Genomic DNA, 25,128 nt, shown 5'->3' on the forward strand with positions numbered 1-25,128 from the left:
TCTGAAGAGTTTGGCGACTGGCTCAGGTGAGGTATCCAAGTTTTTTACATGTTGCAGCGGCAACCGTATCTGCGTTCATCAGAATGAACGAACCGACAATGATCAGTAAGTTCACTGATGTAGACGTGTTGTTTTGTCCTTTCATCCGACCGACCTGCCGGATCATGCCCCAGTAAACCAACAGAGCGCCGTAGCAGGCGAAATACATCCGGAAGAGATGCAAAAAGGCGACCAGCAAAGCTGTGGGGCCTTTGTTAATTCCTGTTTGAATATCCTGTGCGGAAAACTTCATAGGTGTCGCATCACTTCCAGACATACTGGCGGTGGTGGTGAAACCCAGTGATTTATTTCCCATGTTCAGAAAGTCAGGGAATGACAGGAACGACGCACCAACGGTAAACAGAGCCGCGCAAACAAAAAGGTTGCTGGCTGGGCCGTTCTCTCCTTTGCCGCGACTGTAAATGCCGTAGACGCTGCCTAACAGGAAAGATGAGCCCGTGACGTAACACAGTGTTGGCAACAGATAGGCCAGAGAGTTACCAATTTCCTGTGCGAAGGAAAATAGGGCTTCCATCTTCCTCTCTCTCTCCTTATCGAATGATGCCATGTTCAGTTTTGACGACCCATCCATTGCCCGCAGGCATCACAGCAAGAACATTTCCCCATCCATCAATGTTGCTCCCCGGCTGCACACGTAAGGGGGTTCCGGAACTGTCCATCAGGATGGCAATATCTGGTGCTCCGGCCTGTACGCTGTAATGGGGAAGCGGGGCTGGTGTGGGGTCCTTGGTGATTTTTTTGACAGTGTGATGGTCACTGAGTGCTGTGGACACAGGGTTTGCCCTGGTATCAGTCGGCGCAGCTTTGGGTGTGGTTCCCTGTGAAGACGAAGTGGGTTCTGGACGTTTCTGACTTTCGATCAGATCTTCGCGGTGCTGCAATTCATCCAGACGGCCATCTATTTTACCAAGGCCAGTTGAAATGCGGTCATTAAGAGCCTGCTGCGTTGTATCCAGCTTGGCCTGAAGCTCTTTCATCTGATTGGACATATCGGTCAATTGCCGATGCATCTCAATGAAGAGACGGTCACTGGCACTGTCCTGATTTTGCGGTTGGACATCGTTCGGGTGATTCAGGGCCGTGGCGGTATCCATACGGTTTTCAAAATGGGTATCAGAAACGGCGTGAACATCAGGAGTGGTTTTTCCTGTGGCCACATGGTCTGCCTCAGAGGGAGCTACCAGAGCAGCTGCATCCGCCATGGCAGGGGAGGGAGGTACGAGCAAAGGTTGAAGGGGAGTTTTGCTCTGTGCCTGCACCGTTTCAATGTGAGGGGCTGGCGGTGGCAGTAAAGTTTTCTGCGCAGCAGGGGGGACAGGTGTCAGCGCCATATCCGGGGGCGTTATATCCGACATATTCCGCTGGACTGGCTGGATGGCGACAACAGCCTTCGTGGAATTTTGCCCCAGGAAAGGAAGTTGAATCCCTGTTGCCTTTGTTCCAATGAAAATCGCAGCAGCTGATGCGACAAGAAGACAGGCTGGGTTTTTAAGCCTGGCCAGATTGAAAGTGCTTGCGGACTTTACGGCGTCCGTGTCCGTCTGTTTGCTGGAGGAAAGCTCAGGGCCGCCATCTTCCCTTGAAGAAGGAGGGGTAGAGTTTGTGTCCTCTGCCTGTGACTTGCCCTGTGGAGAATCAGGGCTGGGATTTTCTTTGGTATTTGTGCGCAACATAGTCACGGAAGAATTTTCAGGCTGAAGCGTCATGACGTTACCTCGCATGGGGGGAAACTCCTTTTTTTTCATTATCGCTTGTTCAGTTGTGAATACGGTCAGGGACCGTAAACGGGCTGATCGAACAGGATTCCGACCGTATCGCCCTTATCCAGCTTGACGGTGGCCGTCTGCGGGGTCTGCTTTTGCAGCAGTTGTCCCATCTCCTGTCCGAGGTTTCCGGCTGCCGCACCCATTTGCTGGGCAATATTGAGATGCGTGAAGGAGGTCATGCCATACCCACCAGTATAGCTCGATGTGTTGGCGCTCATCATGGCGTTCCCAAGCCCCTGAACAAAAGCTGAGGCGGCAGGAAGTATTATTCTGGTAGCCAGATGTTCATTGACTTCAGAGGCGACACCCGTCTCGGCCGTTTCCGGCGATACAGCATATGCAGAGACGGATATTGGGTCGTTATCACCTATCATCAGGGTGTTGAATTTGATGATCAGTTTATCATTCTGCATTGAGAACGTGCCGCTGATCCGGGCCTTTCTGAATGGTCCGGTATCAACTTCGACGAGCACTTCGTGGCCGAGGTCACTATTCGACGTTAGGACGGAATGGCCATAAACGCCTCTTCCCCCGGCTAAAAGCAATGTGGCGTGGGTTTTTGATTTTCCACTGTCGGCGCTCACATTTCCCACGGATGTCGCAGTCACCGTATGCGTGGATACATCCTTGTCGCTACCAACAAAGCGGTTTACCGGGCTTTTGTAATTGGTGCTGACACGTTCGATTGATGCCGGCCGACCCGCCCATGCCTCAAGCAATTCGACTTCTGCCTGAGTAGACAGATGCTGCGTGGCTGTTGTGCCAGACCGTTCATTACGGGGCGTTATGTTTCTGGGGCCTACAGGATCAATGAACGGATTGGATGATGCCGGTTGAGCAGGCTTATCTGTCTGGGCAACAGATGGTTCTGTTTTATGTGGTTTTGTTGTGCCAGCACCAAGTTCAGGAATAATCGCGGGAGAGGGGAGCTCTTTTCCAGTAAGGGATGCTGTGTAGGATTTCCCAGATTTCTGAGCTTCAAGGGAGGCCTGCTGATCCTGTTGAGAGGCAAGCTGATCCAGTTTTTTAATCTGGGTGTTCCCCCCTGCCGGGCTAACCATCGCAGGAGCAGGCAGCTCCGCTGAGTGCGGTTTTCCCACTATGCGGTGACTAAAGTAATAAAAAACCACCACACCGAAAATGGCTAAAGCAATGAGAGATTTTAAGAGTGAGCGTGAGCTTTCAAAGCTGGCTCGTAGCGGAGATTTTGCATCCACTTCCTCAGCGTCACTCATGGCTATCTTCCCTTAATGACACAGGTATTCCCTGCTTCGTTGCTGACGAAACCAACAACCGTGACGTGTTGGGCACTTCGTAAGCGGTGGTATCGTAGAGACTCTGGTGATCGCTAAATGCGGGCGATGTCAGTTGATAGGTTGTCCTGAGATAAATCTTGTTTGCGATTTTCCATGCCCTGAGATCATCCGGGTTTACCCCGGATACCAGCATAGGCACGGCTTCTGCCGGGGGTGTCCCGTCAAGAATATCGTGCATCAGGGAAGAACCCGTGGACGGTGCTTCAGGGTCTGTGCTGACAATATCTTTGGCATTAGGCCCACGCTTATTGACCCGTGCCGTCATGTCCGCATCATACGCTCCAGTTCCCGCCACGATCAGGAAACTGACTGGCTTAGGAGCATCTTTGAGACTGACCAGGATGCCACCGTGGGCATATCTGGAAATGGGGGTGAGCTGGAGGACATTGGATCCGGCCTCAGGAACGCAGGCGCTTATGCCGACCGCTCGGACTGATGCGTTATGTCCATCGCCTTTTTCGTCGCAACCACCATTCTTTTTAGTGGTGATGTCCCATGCGATTGGCCATGGTTGTCCCGTAATGTCGACAAATGAAATCGACGATGGGTAGTCCTGTGCGATCCGGATGATGTTGATTTGAGAACCGGACGTAAAGGATATGGACACCGACCGGGACGCAGGGCTGACAAGCCGATGAGGGTCATCTGTGCCGTCTAGTGCTCTTTGTCCTGCGTCGAAACGCTCATAGAGGCTGTTTACGACATTAGGTGGTGGTGGCAGGGAATAAATGGGATCAACCTGATTATGCTCATTGGCTGTGTCATGTTGGGCAAGGGCGCAGAGCGGTACACTCAGCGCAATTCCAGCGATAAACGCGGCCATAGGGACATGACGAAGCATTTATTCACCGCCATTTGTCGCGCGAGGGGCATTGAGTTCAGAGATGACCCGGCCATCGGGATGTAGAGGATCATTCGTACGGGTAACTGTGACATTGACCGACAGAACATCGGTTTTTTCGCCTGCGGCGTTTATCCATCGCAGATACATAGGAAATGCGACGTGCCACTCGTAATCTCCCTGCCTATTTTTCCCTTCATCTACGACTATGGCTGCACTTTTTAAGGAAGCGGTCATGATGATCTGTTTGGTTTTAATGAATTCTATGTTCCCAGGCCCTTTGAAAGCCTGTCCCCATGTATTCCATGCATCAACAGTAAAATCCTTGCTGGATGCATCAAGATGTGGCGCATAGTCGAGCCAATTCATTGTGTAGAGTTCAGTTACTTTGTTAGTGGTCCAATTGGTAATCTCGGCATCCGAGAAATACGCATGGTCCGTCACGATCAATTCGCGCGGCTTACCAAACGAGTCATGATATATGTATTTAACCAGAGGTCTGTGCGTTATTTCATAAATTAAAGCACTGCCAGTCAGAGTATTTGTGACCAGTGAGCATGCAAATCCCAGAAGAACACACTTGATGACCTGTTTAGAAAATGACGGATCATTCAATCTGCGGGTAACCGCTTCGTACGTGTTTTTCATTCAGGCGAAGCTTAGCTGAGACTGATGTGCGTAATCGCCTGTTGTGGTGTTAACAGGAAAATCAATTTCCCATGCGTCTACCTCAGCTTGCCTGCGGTTGAGTGCTAGTTTGCCTTGCAAGCTGAAATGAACTGTTTTTCTGTCACGCGGACGTACAAAAAATAGCTTCCCCGTCAGGCGACAAAATTTTTGCACCATCATACTGACGAGCGTCTGATTTTCAGGTTCTGCGAAAGGGTCTCTATGCTTGCAAGTGCTAAGGATCGGCAGACCCCGCCGGTCAGGAAGGCCTGCGCGTCTGGCGGCCTCGGCAACTGCCGTTGTTTTCAGTCCGAAAAACTGAGCGATGCATGTGGGGGAATATAGACGTTTCCAAAGGGCCGCCAGCGTGGCGATTGCCTCGTTGGTCCAGATAACGCGACCTTTGTTTGACCTCGAGTGAGGGGCAAAAAAGTAAAGAAATCCGCGATGTAGGGTTGAATCTAGTTCAGAAATGTGCGGGGGGGGGGGGCGTTCATTGGATTGGCGGCATTTGCCGCCCGACCGCTACGCGGTCGATGTACACCCAAACGAAGGGCTTTGCGCCGCACGGCAGATATCGGGCGCCCGATCAAACCTGCAATAAACCCGACATCCGTCCCTTTGGGGTAAGAGCGCGAAAGATAGCTCTCTTCATCGCGGCTCCAGCGTGGCCGTTTGTCGGACCCGCCAGTGTTGTTCTCAAGAAACGCAAAAGCTTGAAGCGCTTTTTGCCTGGGGGCCGAAAATTTCCCCCTGATGGCTGCTCTGGCAGCTTTGAACATGATTGGCTCCTGCTCTGCGCATCTGGAATATCTTTATTCCCGTATCATAGGTGTCTGGAATAAAGCATCATATTTTTGCCATCGCGCGAAACCGAACCATAAATATCCTGTTTGGGAAATTGTAGATATATTACCATTTTTTGCTTCGGTTCACTTTCCTGCATGTTCGCCATGTACTCCGCGCATAGCCAATTTACTCAAATTCGTGCCGCGCAAACTCTCTAAAAACTATTTTGGCAGTGTGTCGTGTCTGTATTCACAACTGAACCCCGTATTCTGACAGAACCGATCATAGAGATGAGTTCTGTCAGATGCCTGAAACGTCAAAAGTGTCCAAATCTGCACGCGACCCCAATACATGGTTGTCGCGGGATTATGCTCAGGATCTGCTGCTAACGATTGTTCTTCCCGGTGAACCTGCCAATGCGCGCCAGCATCCTTCTTCTGACCAGGAGGAAGGAGAATGATGTGGCCCCAAAAGCTGTGTATCTATGGGGCGATGATAGGGATGGTACTTGTCGTGCCATCTCTCTCCCGGGCAGATACCTCTGGGTGCAAGGCTTTAGTGCAGGCCGCGGCAACTGGAAAAGCTGCCCAGATCAAAACTGATGACGCCATGATCCAGCAGCCGGAATCAGTGACCAAGTTTACCTGTCTTGGAAACTTTTTTAACGGTCTGGGTCTGGACGTTCTTACAAACGGATTGGACATCGCCTCTATAGCGCAATCTGCGATGGGCAAGATTTGCGACGAACTATCCAACGTGTGGGACACAATGGAGAGTGCGGCGCAATGTGGCCTGAACGTGTCGAATTTTGATGACAATTTCAACCTTGGCCTTGGTGCTGGATCAATATGTCCAACACTGAATTTTGGCGGTGGCGGTGATGAACTCATCAACACCGGAATCAACTCCAGTGGCACGAGTAGCTATTCGGACGGCAGAAACTCCTATGATGTCAACGGGAGTCTTCAGCTTCCAGATGGGTATTCCCTTGGCGATGCGTCTCAGGCTTTCGGGCTGTCGGGAGGTTCGCTGTGAAGCTGCTCCAAACGCTCGTAATCCTGGCTGTCTTTACTCTTGGCACTTTTATGCCAAGCAAACCGGCCAGTGCCCTTGGTGATGCCGGTCCCATTATTGCTGCGATAACAGCCCTGCAAAGTGCAATGAATTCCGTCGTCCAGTCGACCCATAAGATCCTCAATGGATCCGTTGTCGATGGGAATAATGCCATGGTGAAAGGGTTTCAGCAGCTTACCAATTACACCAAAGCTCAGGTTGGCGCGCAGGAACAGCTTTCCGATGCAAACAATATGGTTAATGCTCGCCTGAGCCGTGACGTTATTAACGCCCACATTATGGACGAGCATGCAGTCAACCGTCAGGATTGCCTCAACCTGGAAGGCGGTCAGGCTACGGTGGTTGCAGCCAGACAGGCCGGTGATGTCGCTCTGGCACTGGACGTGACTAAAAATAGCCGGACGAGGGCCTCGCGTAACACTCCGTCATGGGTGGGAGCCGGGCAAGCTTCACAGGCTAATAACACTCTACATTTCTCTAAATATTGTGATGATGCCGAGGCAGAAGCGGGCCTGTGTTCACTCACTGAAGACCCCATGAAAGGTGCGGATCAGAACGCGTCAAGTCTGCTGACCCCACCAGTATACGCCGATCAGAAAGCTATCGATCGGGCCAATGATTATGAAACCACTCTCATTCAGCCGGTTGTCCCGGCCGCAATGCGCGGCAACGCCATAACAACTCCAGATGGCCAACAGGCGATGCCCGGGCGTCGGTCCTATAATGCGGCAATCTCCCTTGCACATAATATTGGGCATGATGTTCTGAGCTGGCGTGCAGGCACAGTAACACTGACGGCCAGCCAAAAAGCCGAAGCCAAAAGAGAAGGGATTACCCAGACTGACGTTGGCAGTTTGTGGGAGGCCACTGATCTCGAAGTGAACCGGCGCTATTCTGGTACTGACTGGCAGGCCGATCTTCAGGCCATGCCGAGTGAAAAATCAGTTCTCATACAGATTGCTCTGCTGGATGCGCAACGCAACTGGCTGCTTTGGCAGCAACTCAAACTCCAGCAGAAGACCGCGCTGGCTACAGCCAAGCGGCTCGCAATAGAGGCGGACAAAAACCTTAGCCGCTTCTCTCCCCTCCCTGTTCCTAATCCCCAGTAAGTATTGGAAAGCATTGTGTCTGAAACACTTGCGGCCAGTCCCGCCACAACCTTGACCAACCTGTTGGACACCCTTCAAAATCAGCAGAACAGCATTCCTGAAGATCAACGCGGACTTGCTAAAGAATTGGCTGATCTGCGTGAAAGGCTTGAGAAAGACCCGTCCCTTGAGAATGATCCAAAATATCTGACACAGGTCGCATGGCTTGTGCAGGATTGGTCGAAATTCAGTGGGACAAATCAGCAGCCAGCTCTTTCTCCAATATTTCAGGCGGGCCTGACCCAGATGGCCGGGCAGTATCCTGGCCTGACCAACCCGGATCTTAACCGTATGCTCGGCAATACACTGGAGCTTGCTGACCAGCAGCTGGTTTCCATGATCCGCTCAACGGCCATGGAAGTGGCCGAGATAGCGCCCGAACGACAGACGGCTATGATGATCGCAATGGCGACACAGCATCTCAGCGATAGGGTGATGGACGCTACAGGGCAGGTTCCGGCTCCAGAGGTCGCACAGCCCGAGCCGGTTATGCCGGCCACGGCCGAGGTTTTTCCTGCGCCTGAATTGGATGAACCAGAACTGGTCTCTGAGCCATTCGCGCCAGATCAGACTAGTCAACCAGCCCATGAACATGAACCCCAGCCTTCTGAAGAGCCGCAGCCTTCTGGAGGTTTAACCGAGGAAGATGATAAGGCCATCAGAAAAAACAATAAGGAAAACAACGCTAGTCGAGAAGAACAGGAACCCGATATCGACACGCCTGCCCCGGATAGCCAGCAGCAGGACGCATCCCAGACGGGAAAGCCTGACCAGCAGACACAGCGTAACACCCGAACCCCTTCCCAGCAGGCACGGCCGGAGCCAAAGGCTGAAACTGTTGCTGAACCCTCAACAGTCAAAGCCGTGCAGGCAGCCCCTGCGGTAGCGCCGGCCGCGGGCAGTATTATGTCTCGTGCCGCCAGTCGGTTCGCTTCATGGGGGGCTACCCATCAGGCGGAAACTGATACGCGGCGTATCAACAAGCTTATCCAGAGTGTTGACACGGATATTGAACAAAGCCGTAAAAATTATCAGGCCTTGAAGAATGCGGCCGCGCCATTTTTCAAAAAACTGGAAGCAACCGCCAGTCAGGAAGGCAAGACCATTCCTAAAATTCTGTCGGAAATGGGTCCTGGGGGGCAACACCAGGCTCTTGGTCAGGAATTCATGCAGGAGCGCCAGAATAATCCTGATGTCAAAAACTCTTTTGAAAAGCTTGTTGGCTCCATGACGAACATGAGACGCAATGTTCTGTCGATGCAGGCTGAAGCTGCCGAACGGGGGGCTACCGACGATCCTGCCGTGAAAATGGCGGAGCAGCGTGTTGGAGAGGCCGGCCTGGAAATGGAAAATGTTCCAGGCGTTGAGCCGGGGAAAAATCTTGTTCAGACCATTGGCCATATCGTTGAGAAGCTTGTGGAGAAAACCCGCGATTTTTTGGGCTTAAATCATCAGCAGGAGCAAGGGCGGGATAGTGGCCCTTCCATGGGAGCCTGAATAATGCGTGGCACCATTCTAAAAGGCATAGCGTCGGGCATTCTCATGTCTTTGGCGCTCCTACCTCTCATGGCACATCCGGCCTATGCTGATGTTACGCCTTCGAGCGTGTCATGGGCGGCTTTGGATGCAGGTAATGATTTTACCAGCCAGATTCTTGACAGCCTCTTCCCTATGGATGGTGCCACACAGACAACAACTGGCCTTATGCTGGAATGGTTTTCCGCATATGTAGGAATCATTGCAGCAGTCTGGCTGTTTTATTCGACCATTATTCAGATTCATAAAACGGCGGAGAGTGGGAAAATATTATCCGCCAGTTTTTCCGGCTGGGTTCCCATCAGAGTTATTGGGGCTATCATCATGATGGCCCCGGTATCCACTAACGGCGGGTATTCCCTTGGGCAGGATCTGATCATGAAGACCGCCAAGGTCAGTATTGGCATGGGGAGGACACTCAAGGATATTGTGATTGACAGCGTGGGGCCAAAAGCACTCCCACTCTCCGCTCCAATCATTCCGGGCTCACGGCAGATTGTGCAGGGTGTCATCAATAGCGAACTCTGCCGAAGTTTGATCAATATCGCTGGAAACAACAGCAATCTGGTTCCTGCTCCAGAGGTATCGATCGGTACCAAAGAAGCGTTCAGGGTGACTGTTTCATATGACATGGCTCAGGGTGACGCACAGGCTATCCCTGCCTGCGGCAAGATTTCCATGGCCGCGACAGGGCAGGTCTCAGCCCAGTTGAGTTTGGCGACTACTCAGAAGAGTTTGAGCACGATTGATTTCAGTGCCGAAGGGAACATGCGTGTTGCAGCCCTAAAACAGCTCATATCGAACATACGCCCTAACACCGAGAGGATTGCCAAAGCTCTTTGGGAGACGCGAGATGTAAAAGTCCTCAACACGCTCAATTCTGTTTTTACAAGCCAGAGCCAATATTTCTCAGGGCGATTGACCGCCATATCGTCCTCTGCGATTGCAAAAATCCGGGCTGCGGGGAGTGACAATGGGAGCGAAGATTCAGGCATAGTTTTCATGAAGAATCTCGGCTGGACGGGGTTGGGGGCATATTATCTGGAAATATCGCGCTTAAATGCCGAGGTGCAGGCTATCTCAGCCATCACGCCGTCAGTCCAGAAACCGTCATGGGCAGGTGTTGGGGGATATCTATCCTCCGATCTTGCCCCCTTCCTCCTATCCATCATGGGGTATATGGCAAAACAGGACGAAATGCTGGTCACGACCGATCAGTCCTATGCGCCGTCTGCTTCTCCCCAGTTGTTTGCGAATTCTGTTGTCAGTCAGGATGTCCCGGGTGTTTTAGATAAAGTTCTCCGCTACACCGGTCTTTCCGAAAAGACTTTTGTAACGATCATGAACTATCTGGTTATTCCAAGTGCGGGCACCGGATGGACTGATCCGCTGAGCAATATGCTTGGTCTGGGCCATTTTCTTATTATGCTGGCTCTGACCATCATTGGTGCATCGGCCATTGCGTCGAGCAGCTCGGCATCAGCGGCCGCTGGCGTTGTCAGTCTTGCGACCGGTAATTTTGGTGCAGCAGCAGCGGCCGCAGCGGCGGCCACCTTTACAGGCGTTGTTACGGCCTTGCTGGTGCCGCTGTTTACAGCGGCTTTTATGCTGATGGCTCCAGGGGTAACACTGGCCTACATCCTTCCCATGACACCTTGCCTGTTCTGGTATGCGGGGGTGGCCGGGTGGCTGGTACTGGTCGTGGAGGCCATGGCCGCCGCCCCTCTATGGTTTCTGGCCCATATGACCTTCGCCGGGGATGGTATCCATGGGAAAGGAATTAGAGGCTATGAAATTCTCTTCACCATTCTGTTCAGACCATCCATGATGGTTGTTGGCATGATTTGCAGCTATACCATTTTCTCTGGCATGTCCTGGATTATCATGAAGAGTTTCGTGATTGCCTGTGGATTCGTTTTTGATAACGGCTATCTGGTTGATAATTTCATCGGTATCCTCGTGTTAATGGGGCTTTATGTCACCCTTGAGATGACAACGGCCACATTGTCTTTCCGCCTCATCTCAACCTTGCCGCATCACCTGCCAGATATGGTCGGATTTCACTCTATCGGCCGGGTCGATGCCGATGCATTTGTTCAGAATAGTCAGGACCCGGTTAAGAAAGGTGTTGATACTGCCTCTGAGGCCACCAAATCTGTTGTGAAAAACACGTCAGATAACTCTTCACAAGGCTCGGGTGGAGGTGGTAAACAGAATGAGAACGGAACGCCTAAAATGGATTCAAACACTAAAGCGCAAATGGATGAAGTACCTATTGAGGTCTAGCGTTTAAGGAGTTTTACTATGGGTGACATCTTTGCGTTAGACCAGCTGCAACGTATTAACCGGACTCTTTCCAGAGGCTCCGTGCCTGCGGCTGACTACCGTGAGGCAATGGAAAAGATATCTTTTTTAGAGCAAAACTGCACAATCCTGACCATTAACCGGGATGAGTTCAAAAAATTCTCCTATAGAGTAAACGATAAGCTGACTGCGGCTAAAGCGCGGATTGCAGAGCTTGAAGCTGAAAAAGAAGCCCGCGAAAAAGCTTGGAAGGCCCATTACGGCAAGCTTATTGCTGACTACAACAAATTATCCGACAAGTTTAATAAAGAAAATGCTGAGAAAAATGAAGTAATCGATGATTTTAATCAAAAGGTTTCTGAGAAAAACATAATTATCCGTAAGTATAATGCGTTACTTGAAAAATATAACAAACTAGCCAAGGCTCAAGGAGCATGAAAGTTCGCTTTATTGTTTCTGCGCTTGCTCTTCTGTCCCTTTCCGCCTGTGCTGAGGGAAATCTCCACACCGGCTCAAGCCGTCCTCTCAAGCCACCCAAAGTGGCCCAGGCTCTTTACGACCCCTATGCCCCTTATGGCTCAGCCCCGGCCAACTGGTCTCCGTCAGTTGGCTCGTATGATGGTTCAATCGTAAAACCGAACGATCCCGTCGATCAGTCAGGTCGCCCAGATTACGAACACGCAAAGTGGAGCGTAAATCAGGCGAGTGATCACGCTGGGACTTTTTGAAACACAGGCGATTCATAATGACCCGCCGGTCGTTTGCGTTTATCCTCTCCCTATGAAAATTGATACCCGTCAGGCAATTCTTGAAGCAATCAAGAAGCAGACCGAAGCCAATACCAAAAGCAAAACAGCTGCTCGTGCGGCACTTCAACGCATGGGGATTGTTGATGCCAAGGGTAATATTGCCAAGGAATATACGCGTGACCCCAAGTCCGAGGGCATGATGCGGGCTTGAGGCGTTGGCAACTTTTGGTACTTGTCATTATGGATGCTCAAAAAGTCTGCCACACCCGCAGCATAAAAGTCGAAACTGGCCCGAGACGTTGATGCTCTTATCTGGGCCAGAGATTTCGGCCGTTGGACATAAATTCCGCAAAGCTTCCTGACTGGCCACGTCGGATTGTCCAGTTGGAAAAACTAAAAGAAAGAAACTGCCCAGACAGCATAATGATGACGGCTGCCAGTTCGATGCTGGCAGGGCCAAAGATGAACTGGTTTTCCCAGAAAACATCGTAGAGCCACATCATACTCATCAGCATCAATAACACCCCACAGAACAGACCGTAATTACGGGTTCTAACCCGTATTCTTGTTCTTTCGTGTGTGTCAGCGGTTATCTCTTCTACTGTTTCTGTTACCCCCTCTGTAGTCATCTCCGGCAGATTACGCACCAGATGTGAGCCCGTGCGTAGAAGTGACATGCCTTTCGTGAAAGGCCCATAAAGTGGATAAGCCAACCACAGGGAAACGCGTCCAAGACGCTTGAGTCCTTTTCTGGTTTTCATGGCGTCATGCTCGCGATCAACGCGTTCAGATCATCAGGAAGTCCTGACTGGGTGTGTGAGACACCCGACTTGTCCAGCCAGACAATGGTCGGGGTCCCCCTCAGGCCAACTGTATGGGCTTTCTGAAGGTTTAGCTGAAGGCTTGCACCAGATGTTTCAGTCAACGAGACATCTTCTGGAGCATGGTCCAGTGCGATGATCTGCCGCCAGACACCAATCATTTGCCTTTGTCCAACGCTTAACATGGCCTGCGCTGCCGGAGTGCTGGTGTGGTTGTTTTCGTAATCATTGATGGCAATCGGGACGATCGCCAGCTCCAGCTTTCCGTTGTCGACATATGACTGGAGGCTTTGGAGCGCCCTGATTGACCAGGGGCAAAGTGGGTCGACAATCATATACAGTCGGGGTGCACCAGCATGTCCATAAAGACCAAAACTGGCTGAAGCCATGACCTTTGCGACATCAGCGTGCGTGCCCTCGGCCGGCGGTTGTCCACTCACGACTTTTGGCTGAGAGGGCTGCCCGGCGTTCCATTTTACCGTTGGGATAACGCCCGGAATCATGGAAACTGTATCGCGGGTAATATTATGGCCCTGTGCATCCCACATGACGCCACCAACCTCTGCCTGCAGATCTGGCGTGAGGTAGAAAGTCCTGAAGGTCTGCCCATTTCTGGCAAAGATGCCACGCAGACCATGATTGGACATACTGTCACCGATCTCCCAGATCGTTGCTCCATGGCTGGCGATACGACGCAAAGCGGGGCTTTGATTGATCTCTTCAGTCTTCAATAAACGTGGGATCGTCGTCCCTTCACTCGTGGCAACGATCTTAACCGGCGGCGCGGGAGGTTCCATAGGGGGCGGTGTCTGGCATTGTCCAGCGCTTGCCAACTGAGGAAATAGAACCACTGACGTGGCTAACAGAATGTGTCGCATGACGGTCTCCTTTGAGACCATTGTGTCAAAGAGAGATGTGAATGCGTAAAGAACAAAGCACGAACGGCTTTATTCACAACCTCTCATGCGATGATGACACTAGAAACCGAAGACAAGAAGGACATTGCTTATGAGCAGATTCTCCAAGGTGGCGGCAGCAATAACCCTTATGGGAATAACCCCACCTGCTTTTGCCCAGCACGCCACACCGGCCGAGCTGGATCGACTGTCGCAAGAACGCATGCAAGATATTGGCCCACGGGACTGGGGCACTCCGGTAAACCCACCTGCCACAGCGAATACTGAGAAAGTCTTACCCATGCCGGTCTCCTGCATGAGCCCGCAGGATGAAACAACGCCCTTGTATTCGGCCCCCAACTTCAATGCGACAAAGGTGGGACGTGCGGGCTCCCAGCTTGCCGTGACCAGCATGGAAATGAATGGTTGGCGGCAGGTTCTGCTTAATGGCACGCATACGGCATGGATTCAGGCCAACCTCATCGGTCCGTATAAGCCACTCAATCCGGAACACCCTGTCGGCTGTATTGTTACTGGAGAGCGGGCGGATGGAACCGTTCTGTTCACTCATCCAGAACAGTAGCGTTTCCTCATGCGAGCCTTACGCCTCGTAATGCTCCTGACGGTTTGTGGTGCGCCGCAAACCGTCAAGGCGAGCACGTCGGAACAGATTGTCCCCAGCATTCATGAAACGGGAGCCCCGACCTTTGTCTACGCCGGGAGTAGTGGTGCATCGCAGTCAACAGGCTCCAGTGGACAGGCCTCCAGTTATTCCGGTGAGTGGGGCAACACGGATGCGATGGCGACCCTGCTCAATCAGACCTATGGTTCGGACGCTGTTGCAGCAGCGAAAGCGGCCGGGATCAATCCGGACACGCTGGCAGCTTTTGGTCAGATCGAGAGCCATTATCAGAATACCGGCAATTCGACTTCCTCTGCTCAGGGTGTCTGGCAGATCACTGATGGCACATGGAATGAATATGCGGCCAAGGCCGGAGTGAGTGACGGGGATCGGAGTGATCCAGCCGTACAGGCAAAAGTCGCCAGTGCCATTATCAGCGACTATGCGACATCCGTTGCGAGCAGCACCCATGGGACAGTGACGGGAGCGCAGGCTTATGGGGCGTATATGTTTGGTACAACGGCAGGCTCTCAAATGGCTGCTGAATCCAATACGTCCCGGCCACTCAGTGATTTTGTCTCAACGAAGACACTGGCGGCCAACAATATGAGCAACTGGACCGTAGGTCAGTATTACTCAACCGTTTCCCAGCGCATGGGGTCTGGTGCTTCGGAAGCGGTGATCTCCTGATGACAGACACATTCATCTTCATAAGACGCACAGACTCCGCGAAGTATTTTGCCGAATCAACCCGGTCAAGTCTGTGCATTATCAATAATTTAGGTCATGAGTGTCTATTGGTCTGCGCGGGCTCGGAGTCAGAGTCCCACAGGCATAACAGAGGACCGCCGTTCAGATGACGTAAGCACCAAAAAGGAAACCCTGCCTCTCCCGGTCTGCAAACCGGAAAAGCCAGGGCACCAAAGAAACTCAGTTATGAGGGGAAAAACCAATTACTTTCCCTTATAACGCCACCCGTTTTTGAGCGCAAGCAAATTGCGAACGGGGAAGGTTTGTCTGGTGTCATCGGCATGAGGTGTTGATCTAACCCCCATTGCTGGAGCCACGCCTCGTGCTTCCACTACAGAATGACGCCCCCTGCGTGTTGCGCAGGCGCGGTAAGCGTACTCTGACGCCTGCCATGCTTGAGGCGCGCGATGAGCTGATGCAGTCCCCACCGGACTGCCCGGAGAAGTATGCGCTACTCAATGTGCTACGTGCCCTGCCGCGTGCTCTTGGCGTGAGCCGCAATGCCTATCTTCTGCTCTTGCGCATGGTAGAGAAGACGCCAGTTGAGAGCTGGGAAATGCTCAAGACACCGTTCATCTACGCACATAACAGCACGCTGATGTCCTGGACGGGACTTTCTCTCACGGCTTTGCGACGGGCTGTACGAGATCTTGCTGATGCGAAAATGCTGGTGCCCTGTGACGGCCGGAATGGTCAGAGGGGAAAACGCTGGCAGGGGGCGGAAGGGGAGATACAGGTCGGTTTCAACCTCAGTTCGCTCCGTCATCGCTGGCCAGAATTACTGGGTAAGCTTGAGGAAGAAAAGCGCCGCCGTTCTCAGGTCGCCTTCTTGCGGGACGCTATTGCCGATCTCAACGAGAATGTTCGCAGGGCAGCCGAAACGTTAGGGAATCAGGCGGCAGCTATGGAGGCGGCCAGGATTATGCGTCTACGTCGGAGCACCGAGCAGACTGAAACTCTGTCAGCTTATTATGAGGGCATGAAGGCGTTACTTGTTGCCCTTCAGATGCAACCTAATCCTGTGGATAAGTCACCTGAAAATAGGGACCTTCTTGTTCAAAACAACGCCGAATGTAACCCAGAACTGGCACCCATGGATGCCGAAATCGGCACCCACTATACAGAAAGAAAAAACAATCAAACTAAAGAGGTTGTTGTAGTAGCGCCCAATGGGCGCAATCGCATTAAAACAATGCGGTGTGCGGGGCAGGCGGATCAATCCGAACTAGGGGAGGGGCGTGAGAGATCGGCGCTGCGTGGATTTCGAGGAACCGCGATGTTCTATCTTTCGGTCTGTCCGGATCTGCGTGATCTGTGTTCAACCTCCACTCCAGATAGGGATGAACTCGCCGATGCGGCCGAGCAGCTCTCCGGGCAGATCGGGATCAGTTATCAGTCATGGCGCATGGGATGTGGCATTCTCGGAAAGTTTGAAGCCGCGGTCGCTGTGATCGTCATGGCGACGAGACGGGATCATGGGGAAAGCATTCGTCACCCTGACGCGTATTTCCGCTCACTTGTTGATCGTGGGGCGCGCAACACTCTCTTTCTTGACCGGAGCCTGTATGCGCTACGTGATATCCACAAGGTTGAGCGTGTAGATATGGCGCCACCATCTTCAAGACTGCCTGCCGCCAAATCCAAAGGCCGTTGGGGGATTCACACATGAGTTTGTGGCAGGTAATCTGCGAATGCCGGGTCCGCGACGAAGAAACTGGAACAGATTGCGCGAGAGATCTAACCTTGAACCGAAGGCACTGAAAGAAAGTTCATGATAGAAACTGTCCCTACACTTGAAACATCTGTTCGACGTCTGGGACGGGAGCGCCAGCAGGAGAAAACTGTTGAAGCTGTCATTGAGCTTGCACCGACCTATGCCACAGTCGCGGCTTTTTTGAAGGAAGCCGGTCTCAGCGCACCACGTCGTGCGGCCGGGATACAAAAAGAGGGAAGACTGGCCTTTCAGGCAGTAATTGAAGACTATGACCTCACCGGGCCATCCGATGTTGATATTGAGGAACTGGAGATCTGGTTACGCTCGGATTTGCAGGAAATTGTCGACAAGGCGCTTGAAATTATGATCGCCGGCCGTGATGAGGTGTTCCAGATTGAGCAGATCATGCTCCAGACCAGTATCGAACAGCGTCTTGAGGATAAGATTTTCAGGGAGAGGCGTCAGGCCGCTGGGCATTTGCTCAACCAGTCCTGGTCTGCAGGACAGTGGGTTGTTGGTGCATGGGGTGCTTGTACGCGTGCTCTGGATAAATGGCGGAAGGAAGCCATAGAAACCCATAGGAATGTCGAAAATTCTCCTCACGCGGTTAAAAGAGGCCTGTCGGAGCAAAAGGTTGTCATGCTCAGTGCGTGGAAAAAAGCCTTATCGTCAGGTCGAGCAGAATAGGGTTTTCGTCCATTCACAAGTGAGCCTTGCATACTGATATTGGAACTTTGTCGATGGGACGGAGATCAATAGAGGAAATGTCTAATTGACTGTGCAAGATTTTTTGCGATTCTATAGTGCGTTGGTTGCAGGAATATCACTGCTTCTCGGTGCCGGATTACTAATGTTTTCTCCGTTACTCAAGGCTAGTTCTGTTTGCGGTATGTTGATGGTTCTAGCGGGAGCGTTATTGGGCCTATTTTCGAAATATTTGCATCATGCAGAATGGAATTAACAAAATGAATGACAAGCAGGCGATCTGGCCGAGCATTGATTTAACCAAATTCCCACCAGATGCAGATTATATCGAAAACTTACGGCGAAAATGGTCTGACGATCATATTTTAGGGACTGATTCAATCAGCACGAGCACTTTTTTGCTTCTGCCTTTCGGACTCGATCTTCTTTATACGGGCTATAAGCTAGCAAAGAACGGTTGGGGTGAGGGAAATCCCTTTGACGAAATCATGCCAGCTGACCCCAATGCTTGGACGGCATGCGTAACGGCGCAGGCATACACTCAGAAAGTTTCCGCTATTGGGCGCGGCCTCGTGCGGTGCGAGGTGTCGGCACTTAGAGAAATCATCAACAAAGAACGAGATACCGCGTTTTGATCGAAAGGCAGAGGCATGACTGACAATCAGGTGGCCGAGGCAAATTTTCCTGCTTCCTTATTGCCGGCGCTAAACTCCCTTGCGGCCAGAGCGGTAGAGTATGCCCGTTCATCAAACGAGCTTTCGTTCGCTTCAGACGACGAAATTGCCACGTCCGCAATTGTGCGAGACGGACTACTGAAAATTGGGCTTAGTCTCGAATTAGACGCTTCTTTTCAGGTCTGGTCCTTCGTGTCTGCGAATTATCAATCTGGATGGCTTGATGGGTGCTTTGATGTCGAAAGCGCTATCGGAGCCGTGCGGGACTTATGCCAGCACATCGCGGACAGAACTGACTACGCAGGATTCTCAGGACTGGGTTAGCCAATTGTCGACAATCAGATGACCAATTTAGCCGTTATCGTTCTTTATCACCACCCATAAGTGCGTAGTTTAATGTCATGAAACCATATATTCTCATTGTGCGCCCGCGGAACGATCCATCTGGAAAAGTAGTCCACAAACTTCTGATAGACCATGAAGAAAGCCAAGAATATGGCCCAGACGGAGAAGTCAATGAAGCTATCATACGCATTTTCTACCGCGTTATAGGGGTGGAAGGATTCAGATACGAATTCTCTGCATGCTACTTCCGAGATTACAAAAAGAATAGCAGTATATGCCTTTCCGGACCCAGCCTTTACCGAGGTGCCATCTTTCTAGATCCGTGCAGTCTCAGAGGGAATAGAGTCGGGTCTTTCATTATGAATAAAATAGTTGAATGGGCAATCAATTGGCCAGATGCCAACATCAATCAGATCGAGCTTTTTGCCCTACAGGGACACGACGAGAACAAACTACGACGTAACCGATTTTATGAACAGTTCGGAATCAAGTTCGATTACACGGACAGTACTCACACCGAAGGTACTGCACGTCCGATGCAAGCACGTTCCCTGACGCCATTGAAACAACTGCCGAAAAACCTCAGCGTGATAAGTCTGGACGAGTTCTTGGATGAGCAGGAGAAATGTTTGTCTAAGACAAAGAACGATCTGGAAAATCAACAAAAACTAAATGAGCGCTTAAATTCAAATATATCTCACGCATATGACCATATCATCTGGTTTGCCGCAAAGACCATCTGGGAGAAACATTTTAAGTTCTTACTGGGAACTATTATATTTTGTGCGGCAATCTGGCACTGGTGGTAAATATTCAGAATTGTACATCTGTTGTTGTAGCCACTTTAGTAAGCTTATCCTGTCGAGGAAGAATCAATACGTGTATTAACGCTGAGTTTTGACTCCTTCCTGCTGCCACGAACGCGCTAACGCTCCACGGAAGGGAGCACGGGCCTCAGGGGAGCCTGCAAGGGCAATCTTATATGGAACATATGGATATCATCCTTCAGTCTCCATGCAGTTGATCTGCTTTAGAACGGACATCTCGGCCGGGCCTGACAGAATGTCGGTATTTTCACCATCCTTGGCATGACCGCTATTTTTTGGGCTTTGTGAGCGCGCAGATGCTCAATCAAGGATCATTACGGCATAAGCAGTACAATGCCGCACCACACCTCGGGACAATCTACATAGTTTACATTATTGCTGTATTTGCTGTATTAATACACTGCACTGAAGGAGGTGATTATGCGCACATTTTCAACCAGTGACCTGTCTCGTAAATCAGGTGACATCATCGCCAGTGCCTTGCAAGGCCCTGTTTCAATCAGCCAGCGCGGTAAACCGCGATTGATCATGCTTAGTGTTGAACAATATGAGGCACTGACAGCTCGTGATACCGACAGACGTGTAGTCGGCGCGACAGCGGACATGCCTGCTGATCTGGTCCAAGATATTGGGAAAGCAATTGACAGTTACTTGCAGGACATTACTCATCAGCCATGAGTACCGAATTTCGGCCTGGAATGGTCTTACGATACCCCTATCTGTGGCACTGGCAGGACGCGCGTGGGGAAAGCGAAGGGCGTAAGGATCGCCCCACGACTGTCGCTGCCGCTTTTGTCGCACGAGACAATCGGCACTACCTGCTCCTTCTTCCCGTGACAACTCGCTTACCAATTCCTGACCGTACAGCGGTTGAGGTTCCAGCAACGGAGAAACGGCGGGCCGGCCTTGATCAGAGCCGACAGCAGTGGATCTTACTTGATGAGTACAATCTCGACCCGATAGCTACTTCATACTACTTGCACGGAAGTCCACTCCTCGGACAGTTCAGTGATGCATTTATGCGGCTTCTGCTTACACGCTTCAAAGGTCTTCTACCCCAAGCGAAGCGTATATCCAGGTTCCCGTAGCCGTCGGTTTTCATTTGACCTAGACAGGCATGATACTATTAAACATCGAAAAGATCGTGGCCGCTGAGGTCCAACCATTTCCCCAGCGATGTAATGTAGCCAAATTCGCAATTCAACGACGATCGCCATAAATCGCTTGCATCAACGATGTGGTCATTTCGTTTACCTGCAGCCAACGTTCATTAGCGGGCATCCAGCCTACTATCTCCGAACCGACCGCCTTAAATTCATTAGTTAGGTATTCTGAAAGCCGTTTCGTAATGAGCGTTTCCATTTCCGCTTCATTGATACCATTTGCGTCAGCTATTCGCTTCATCTCGTGCGGACCGCTTTGTGGCAGCAGCCTTAGCTCGCAATCGTTTTCACCGAAACACCCAACAACGTAATTTTTTATCTTTTGACATGCGTCGTTACGAAGTTGGATGATGTGTTGTGTATCCACTTATAAATTTCCTCTTTCAACAGGATTGAATGAACGGCGATTGGTGGTCAGCTATGCGCTCTTTCTTCGGCAAGGAACAGAGCTCATTGTATCTGGGCTCTGCCTTTCCGTCTTCGTAGCTACGCCGATACTCCGGCAAAAATTCCAGCTCCTTATCCATCGTGCCTGCCTAACAGACGACCGGTACATCCACTGGTTCATGCATTAACTATCTTCGCCCTATCCTAACTTTTCTCCTCATTTTGCGCTACAAATAACATGATCGGCAAACGCCATCGCCGTTTCTAACGCCGTGTAGTCAGGCTTCCAACGCGGCACCGGCTGAGACGCTCCTTCAGGGCAAAGAGACGCGGCGCCGGTGCGTGAGATCGATGACCAGTCCACGGTCCAAAGACCGGTCCAGAAGAACGCAGGCGGCTTGGAGGGATACGGATAGCCAGGCATGCGCCTAGAACGCCGGGCCTCCACGCAACGCAGGCAATCCATGCTGGGTTTGTTTGCCTGAATGGGCCACCCGGGATGAACCTTGCATTGCAAGTGGAGTTGTTCGATCTGGCACTTGACGAGATTGCTGCGCTTGGCGACAATCTTGTGAATCAGGTGCTTGAGGTAACGGCCGACGAGGCGGCAGTCACGATCGACCGCTACATGCTACGAGCACCGTAGTTGTCTCAGACCGTATTGTCGATGCCAACGATCATCTCGCGCTTCGTCGGTCATTCTCATCCGATACTGGTGCAGTTCACATCGCTCGTTGAGAATAAGTTTCGGGGCGGGCTTTCACACATCTAGCCGTAGCAACACTAGCTGCCCATAGACCACGAAGTGATCGGCGATCTGATAGATTGTTCCGAACCCGCCAACACGACCGAAAGCACATGCATCTGACGAAAATCGTTCTTGTCCATCATAATTCCTTCCATGGCTTAGCTCCAGCAGTTCATTGCATCAGGGGAAAACGCTTGAGTAAACATCTCTGCTTTGCAGGAGGCGGACACTTCTATCCTATGCTTACACAAACTGATCGCGTAATATATCTTATGCCAACAAAAACGGGTTGTTCAGAATCATTTTCCAGCCGATGCATGGAATGATAGTGGTAGCATACGGTAGAACCTGCTTTTTCGTGGTATAGTGAAGCATTTCGCGAGATTCGCGTGGCGATGTGAATTGGTTGGCCTATCTCAAGCCGGTGACGCGAAGCGGGTATGTGTATCGCCAATATGTCCAGGCCGCTGCGCGAGCGCAGATTAATGAATAACGGCTCATTATGTGAGACTGCGATTGAAATCCGTATCGGAAAACTGGATGCAAATATGAACGATATTCTGGCAGTCATTCCTGCGGAAGGTTTTTCTCTCCTACAGACACAACCCGAACACCTGCATATCCTGATGTCTTTATCTCTGCATCATCGTGACCCGTTTGAACCACTCCTGATAGCGCATGAACACATCTCATTCCTTTCGGGATACAAAAAAATGGATCACTATTCCATTAAATAAATATTATTCATGTGGAGAAAAATACAGTCTTATTATTTTTTGGTTTAAGTTATATAATCAATTATATTGCAATTATTTTCTGTTTTACACTTTATGTTAGATCTATTTCCTCGCTTAATCGAATCTTTTATTATACAGACAGTTCATCATAAAACTGGCTATCATCATTTAGGATGATAGGTGATTGCATTTATTGTACCATATATGTTGAAGTAAAAACCTCTTAATTGTATGGAAGTGTTGCTCCATGTCCGTGCCCCCCTATCTCGCTCAGTGGAAAGAGGAAATCGGCCGAAGCCCGAACGCCATCTACCTGACACTGGCGGACGCGCTGGCGCTTTCCATCCGCAAGGGCGACCTGCGGGAAGGGGACAGGCTGCCTCCCCAGCGGATGATTGCGGACTACCTTGGCGCCAATCTCACGACCGTGACCCGCGCATTGACCGAGGCCAGACGGCGTGGGCTGATTGACGCGACAGTCGGGCGCGGCACCTTTGTGCGTGTGGGTGCGGGGGAAAGCCACTGGCGCCATACAGGACCGGCGGTGGTTGACCTGACCATGAACCTGCCGCCCATTCCGCAGGACCCGCCGCTGCAACGTATCATCCAGAACGATATTACGGCCATTCTCAAACAGCAGGATCTGAACAGCCTGATGTCCTACCGTGTTACGGGCGGCACGCTTGAGGAACGTCAGCTTGGCGCAAAATGGATTGCCCCGGTCATAGGCCAGCGCCGCACGGAGGAAATCCTTGTGTCACCGGGTGCCCAGAGCGCGCTGGCCGCCATTGTCAGTACATACACCCAGCCAGGCGACGTCATTGTCACCGACCGCATTGCCTACCCGGGAATCCGGACAATCGCCGCACAGTTCGACCTTATCCTGGTGGGCGTCGACAGTGATGTCGAAGGCATGATGCCGGATCAGCTTGACAGGGTCTGCGCCGAACATCACCCTCGCCTACTCTACTGCATTCCGACCATTCACAACCCTACAACGGCCACGATGTCACTCCAGCGACGCAAGGATATCCTGAACGTCGCGCAACGCCACCACCTGCATATTGTCGAAGATGATCCCTACAGCCTGCTGATGGATGCACCACCTCCTGCACTTGTCACCCTTGACCATAGTCGTGTCAGCTACATTGCGACACTCGCTAAAACACTGAGTCCAGGACTGCGTACGGCCTATGTCGCACTCCCCAGCGCGGACATGACCAGACGGGTGACAGCCGCAATCCGCGCAATCGCGCTGACCAATGCGGGCCTTCTCAGCACGCTGACAGCCCGGTGGATGTTGAACGGGCAGGCACAGACAATCATGGACGCCATCCGAAGGGAACTTCGTCTGCGGCAATCGATCGCCCGCAAGGTTCTGGGAGAGGGCCATTGCATGAAGCCCGATGGACCGCATGTCTGGCTGAAACTGCCGGACTGGTGGGGCAGCGCGGATTTTGTGGCATATGCCCGCAGGCGTGGTCTGGCGCTGGTGCCAAGCACCGTTTTCACGATCAGTGGTGAGCCGCCGCAGCGCGCGCGTATCGCATTGGGCAGCGCACCGGATGCGGCAAGCCTTGAGGAATCCCTGCATGGTGTTCTCTCGGTCTTGCAACACAAGCGTTCCCCCGGTTTTGCAGATATTGTGTGATCCGATCGCGGGGGCAGGACTCGCGCGTATCACCTCCTTGCGGGGTTTTCGCCTGCGCGGGAAAGAAACAAGACGACGCCATATTCACGAATGCGTGATTCAAAAAGAACAACAAAACAAAGCGTTAACGGGCAATCCCTCCATTGTATGGCATTCCGGTTCAATTTGCATGACAATGCCCTCGCACGAGAGAAATATATAAGCTGCATTGTTTTTTTTGTACCCCAATACTGAGACATACAATATTTTGCCTCGGGGCCATCCCGTGCCATGTCTGTCCCGACAACAGCGGTCAGCACCGGCCTTTCGCCGGAGATCGCAGCACACGGGAGAGATACCATGCCGCAAGTCGAACACGCTCCTCATAAAGACGGTGACTGCTTCGTCAATTATGAAAACAAGGTTTTCGAGGACGTCAAAGCCCAGCCCGGAGAAAAAGCCCTTATCACCTTTCATACCGTGGCCAATGAAGGATCGGTCGGTTTTGTAAACCTGCTTCAGGCCACACGCCTGATCCGCAAGGGGTTCGAGACGTCGGTGCTGCTGTACGGCCCGGGTGTTACCCTTGGCGTGCAGCGCGGTTTTCCCCGCCTGGGTGATGAAGCCTTTCCGGGGCACATGAACTGCAACAAGCAGATCGCCAAAATCCTTGAAGAAGGCGGCAAAGTCTACGCCTGCCGTTTCGCCCTTCAAGCCCTTTACGGATACGGCGAGCACAACCTGATCCCCGGCATTACGCCGATCAATCCGCAGGACGTGCTCGACATCATCCTGCTGGCCCGTCGCGACAACGCTTTCATCCTCAACACCTGGACTCTCTGAAGGCCGAAGGGAGG

Annotated in this window: 25 protein-coding genes; 17 read left to right on the top strand and 8 right to left on the bottom strand. The window is 51.7% G+C overall.

The annotated features are described in order from the left end of the window. Positions 1-22: 22 nt before the first annotated feature. From AABE20_RS13865 to AABE20_RS13885, 5 genes are read right to left on the bottom strand one after another with little or no spacing between them, the layout of a single operon-like run. A complete protein-coding gene (locus tag AABE20_RS13865; protein ID WP_338333637.1) occupies positions 23-574 on the bottom strand; it encodes a hypothetical protein in 552 nt (183 codons plus the stop codon). A gap of 16 nt (positions 575-590) precedes the next feature. Further along, positions 591-1,781, bottom strand: a complete 1,191-nt coding sequence (locus AABE20_RS13870; protein WP_338333638.1) for a hypothetical protein — start codon at positions 1,779-1,781, stop codon at positions 591-593. Between the two features lie 50 nt (positions 1,782-1,831). Further along, positions 1,832-3,061: a DotG/IcmE/VirB10 family type IV secretion system protein gene (locus AABE20_RS13875; RefSeq protein WP_338333639.1), complete on the bottom strand. Its 1,230-nt coding sequence runs from the start codon at positions 3,059-3,061 to the stop codon at positions 1,832-1,834. Then, complete coding sequence (locus AABE20_RS13880; protein WP_338333640.1) at positions 3,054-3,983, bottom strand: DotH/IcmK family type IV secretion protein; 930 nt, start codon at positions 3,981-3,983, stop codon at positions 3,054-3,056. The genes AABE20_RS13875 and AABE20_RS13880 overlap by 8 nt, the downstream gene beginning before the upstream one ends. Further along, positions 3,984-4,631, bottom strand: a complete 648-nt coding sequence (locus tag AABE20_RS13885; RefSeq protein WP_338333641.1) for a DotI/IcmL/TraM family protein — start codon at positions 4,629-4,631, stop codon at positions 3,984-3,986. A 1,266-nt stretch (positions 4,632-5,897) separates the two neighbouring features. On the opposite strand from AABE20_RS13885, the gene AABE20_RS13890 reads away from it, so the two are divergent. The 6 genes from AABE20_RS13890 to AABE20_RS13915 all read left to right on the top strand — a co-directional run bounded on the left by AABE20_RS13890 (position 5,898) and on the right by AABE20_RS13915 (position 12,463). Continuing rightward, positions 5,898-6,476, top strand: coding sequence for a hypothetical protein (locus AABE20_RS13890; protein WP_338333642.1), 579 nt, complete (start codon positions 5,898-5,900; stop codon positions 6,474-6,476). Then, positions 6,473-7,624: a hypothetical protein gene (locus AABE20_RS13895; protein WP_338333643.1), complete on the top strand. Its 1,152-nt coding sequence runs from the start codon at positions 6,473-6,475 to the stop codon at positions 7,622-7,624. Before AABE20_RS13890 ends, AABE20_RS13895 begins: the two co-directional genes overlap by 4 nt. Before the next feature lie 15 nt (positions 7,625-7,639). Continuing rightward, complete coding sequence (locus AABE20_RS13900; RefSeq protein WP_338333644.1) at positions 7,640-9,160, top strand: hypothetical protein; 1,521 nt, start codon at positions 7,640-7,642, stop codon at positions 9,158-9,160. Between the two features lie 3 nt (positions 9,161-9,163). Beyond that, positions 9,164-11,485 carry a DotA/TraY family protein gene (locus AABE20_RS13905; protein ID WP_338333645.1) on the top strand — a complete coding sequence of 774 codons (2,322 nt, stop codon included), beginning with the start codon at positions 9,164-9,166 and terminating at the stop codon, positions 11,483-11,485. An 18-nt stretch (positions 11,486-11,503) separates the two neighbouring features. Continuing rightward, complete coding sequence (locus AABE20_RS13910) at positions 11,504-11,941, top strand: hypothetical protein (RefSeq protein ID WP_338333646.1); 438 nt, start codon at positions 11,504-11,506, stop codon at positions 11,939-11,941. A 267-nt stretch (positions 11,942-12,208) separates the two neighbouring features. After that, positions 12,209-12,463 (top strand): hypothetical protein, encoded by a 255-nt coding sequence (locus tag AABE20_RS13915; protein WP_338333647.1) that lies wholly within the window; start codon positions 12,209-12,211, stop codon positions 12,461-12,463. Positions 12,464-12,560: 97 nt separating this feature from the next. Here AABE20_RS13915 and AABE20_RS13920 read toward each other — a convergent pair whose 3' ends face one another. Both AABE20_RS13920 and AABE20_RS13925 read right to left on the bottom strand, forming a co-directional pair. After that, positions 12,561-13,013 (bottom strand): hypothetical protein, encoded by a 453-nt coding sequence (locus AABE20_RS13920; RefSeq protein ID WP_338333648.1) that lies wholly within the window; start codon positions 13,011-13,013, stop codon positions 12,561-12,563. Then, complete coding sequence (locus tag AABE20_RS13925) at positions 13,010-13,951, bottom strand: DsbC family protein (protein WP_338333649.1); 942 nt, start codon at positions 13,949-13,951, stop codon at positions 13,010-13,012. The genes AABE20_RS13920 and AABE20_RS13925 overlap by 4 nt, the downstream gene beginning before the upstream one ends. A gap of 130 nt (positions 13,952-14,081) precedes the next feature. On the opposite strand from AABE20_RS13925, the gene AABE20_RS13930 reads away from it, so the two are divergent. The 7 genes from AABE20_RS13930 (at position 14,082) to AABE20_RS13960 (ending at position 20,284) form a co-directional block, all read left to right on the top strand. Continuing rightward, a complete protein-coding gene (locus tag AABE20_RS13930; RefSeq protein WP_338333650.1) occupies positions 14,082-14,552 on the top strand; it encodes an SH3 domain-containing protein in 471 nt (156 codons plus the stop codon). 30 nt (positions 14,553-14,582) lie between these two features. After that, positions 14,583-15,281, top strand: coding sequence for a transglycosylase SLT domain-containing protein (locus tag AABE20_RS13935; protein WP_338333651.1), 699 nt, complete (start codon positions 14,583-14,585; stop codon positions 15,279-15,281). A 412-nt stretch (positions 15,282-15,693) separates the two neighbouring features. Beyond that, positions 15,694-17,010 (top strand): replication initiation protein RepC, encoded by a 1,317-nt coding sequence (gene repC, locus AABE20_RS13940; protein WP_338333652.1) that lies wholly within the window; start codon positions 15,694-15,696, stop codon positions 17,008-17,010. Between the two features lie 102 nt (positions 17,011-17,112). Then, a complete protein-coding gene (locus tag AABE20_RS13945; protein ID WP_338333653.1) occupies positions 17,113-17,742 on the top strand; it encodes a hypothetical protein in 630 nt (209 codons plus the stop codon). A 278-nt stretch (positions 17,743-18,020) separates the two neighbouring features. After that, entirely contained in the window at positions 18,021-18,395 is a 375-nt protein-coding gene (locus AABE20_RS13950) for a hypothetical protein (RefSeq protein ID WP_338333654.1), read from the top strand. Positions 18,396-19,138: 743 nt separating this feature from the next. Continuing rightward, positions 19,139-19,588 carry a hypothetical protein gene (locus AABE20_RS13955; RefSeq protein ID WP_338333655.1) on the top strand — a complete coding sequence of 150 codons (450 nt, stop codon included), beginning with the start codon at positions 19,139-19,141 and terminating at the stop codon, positions 19,586-19,588. A gap of 438 nt (positions 19,589-20,026) precedes the next feature. Next, positions 20,027-20,284, top strand: a complete 258-nt coding sequence (locus AABE20_RS13960) for a type II toxin-antitoxin system prevent-host-death family antitoxin (protein ID WP_338333656.1) — start codon at positions 20,027-20,029, stop codon at positions 20,282-20,284. Positions 20,285-20,806: 522 nt separating this feature from the next. Here the strand turns inward: AABE20_RS13960 and AABE20_RS13965 are convergent. After that, on the bottom strand, positions 20,807-21,136 hold the full coding sequence (locus AABE20_RS13965) for a hypothetical protein (protein WP_338333657.1): 330 nt from the start codon (positions 21,134-21,136) through the stop codon (positions 20,807-20,809). A 519-nt stretch (positions 21,137-21,655) separates the two neighbouring features. Between AABE20_RS13965 and AABE20_RS13970 the strand changes: the two genes are divergently transcribed. The 4 genes from AABE20_RS13970 (at position 21,656) to AABE20_RS13985 (ending at position 25,114) form a co-directional block, all read left to right on the top strand. Continuing rightward, positions 21,656-21,802 (top strand): hypothetical protein, encoded by a 147-nt coding sequence (locus AABE20_RS13970; RefSeq protein WP_338333658.1) that lies wholly within the window; start codon positions 21,656-21,658, stop codon positions 21,800-21,802. 542 nt (positions 21,803-22,344) lie between these two features. Continuing rightward, a complete protein-coding gene (locus tag AABE20_RS13975) occupies positions 22,345-22,641 on the top strand; it encodes a hypothetical protein (RefSeq protein WP_338333659.1) in 297 nt (98 codons plus the stop codon). A gap of 247 nt (positions 22,642-22,888) precedes the next feature. Further along, positions 22,889-24,292, top strand: coding sequence for an aminotransferase-like domain-containing protein (locus tag AABE20_RS13980; protein WP_338333660.1), 1,404 nt, complete (start codon positions 22,889-22,891; stop codon positions 24,290-24,292). 339 nt (positions 24,293-24,631) lie between these two features. Further along, positions 24,632-25,114, top strand: a complete 483-nt coding sequence (locus AABE20_RS13985) for an MSMEG_0572/Sll0783 family nitrogen starvation response protein (RefSeq protein WP_338333723.1) — start codon at positions 24,632-24,634, stop codon at positions 25,112-25,114. The last annotated feature ends 14 nt before the right edge of the window (positions 25,115-25,128 follow it).

This window comes from Acetobacter zythi, assembly GCF_963921165.1.
Classification (GTDB): Bacteria; Pseudomonadota; Alphaproteobacteria; order Acetobacterales; family Acetobacteraceae; genus Acetobacter.

Excerpts from the sequence above, each read along its gene's own strand:
- AABE20_RS13865 (WP_338333637.1), bottom strand. The coding sequence starts at position 574 with ATGGAAGCCCTATTTTCCTTCGCACAGGAAATTGGTAACTCTCTGGCC.
- AABE20_RS13870 (WP_338333638.1), bottom strand. The coding sequence starts at position 1,781 with ATGCGAGGTAACGTCATGACGCTTCAGCCTGAAAATTCTTCCGTGACT.
- AABE20_RS13875 (WP_338333639.1), bottom strand. The coding sequence starts at position 3,061 with ATGAGTGACGCTGAGGAAGTGGATGCAAAATCTCCGCTACGAGCCAGC.
- AABE20_RS13880 (WP_338333640.1), bottom strand. The coding sequence starts at position 3,983 with ATGCTTCGTCATGTCCCTATGGCCGCGTTTATCGCTGGAATTGCGCTG.
- AABE20_RS13885 (WP_338333641.1), bottom strand. The coding sequence starts at position 4,631 with ATGAAAAACACGTACGAAGCGGTTACCCGCAGATTGAATGATCCGTCA.
- AABE20_RS13890 (WP_338333642.1), top strand. The coding sequence starts at position 5,898 with ATGATGTGGCCCCAAAAGCTGTGTATCTATGGGGCGATGATAGGGATG.
- AABE20_RS13905 (WP_338333645.1), top strand. The coding sequence starts at position 9,164 with ATGCGTGGCACCATTCTAAAAGGCATAGCGTCGGGCATTCTCATGTCT.
- AABE20_RS13910 (WP_338333646.1), top strand. The coding sequence starts at position 11,504 with ATGGGTGACATCTTTGCGTTAGACCAGCTGCAACGTATTAACCGGACT.
- AABE20_RS13920 (WP_338333648.1), bottom strand. The coding sequence starts at position 13,013 with ATGAAAACCAGAAAAGGACTCAAGCGTCTTGGACGCGTTTCCCTGTGG.
- AABE20_RS13925 (WP_338333649.1), bottom strand. The coding sequence starts at position 13,951 with ATGCGACACATTCTGTTAGCCACGTCAGTGGTTCTATTTCCTCAGTTG.
- AABE20_RS13930 (WP_338333650.1), top strand. The coding sequence starts at position 14,082 with ATGAGCAGATTCTCCAAGGTGGCGGCAGCAATAACCCTTATGGGAATA.
- AABE20_RS13935 (WP_338333651.1), top strand. The coding sequence starts at position 14,583 with ATGCTCCTGACGGTTTGTGGTGCGCCGCAAACCGTCAAGGCGAGCACG.
- AABE20_RS13945 (WP_338333653.1), top strand. The coding sequence starts at position 17,113 with ATGATAGAAACTGTCCCTACACTTGAAACATCTGTTCGACGTCTGGGA.
- AABE20_RS13950 (WP_338333654.1), top strand. The coding sequence starts at position 18,021 with ATGAATGACAAGCAGGCGATCTGGCCGAGCATTGATTTAACCAAATTC.
- AABE20_RS13955 (WP_338333655.1), top strand. The coding sequence starts at position 19,139 with ATGAATAAAATAGTTGAATGGGCAATCAATTGGCCAGATGCCAACATC.
- AABE20_RS13960 (WP_338333656.1), top strand. The coding sequence starts at position 20,027 with ATGCGCACATTTTCAACCAGTGACCTGTCTCGTAAATCAGGTGACATC.
- AABE20_RS13970 (WP_338333658.1), top strand. The coding sequence starts at position 21,656 with ATGAACCTTGCATTGCAAGTGGAGTTGTTCGATCTGGCACTTGACGAG.
- AABE20_RS13975 (WP_338333659.1), top strand. The coding sequence starts at position 22,345 with ATGTGTATCGCCAATATGTCCAGGCCGCTGCGCGAGCGCAGATTAATG.
- AABE20_RS13980 (WP_338333660.1), top strand. The coding sequence starts at position 22,889 with ATGTCCGTGCCCCCCTATCTCGCTCAGTGGAAAGAGGAAATCGGCCGA.
- AABE20_RS13985 (WP_338333723.1), top strand. The coding sequence starts at position 24,632 with ATGCCGCAAGTCGAACACGCTCCTCATAAAGACGGTGACTGCTTCGTC.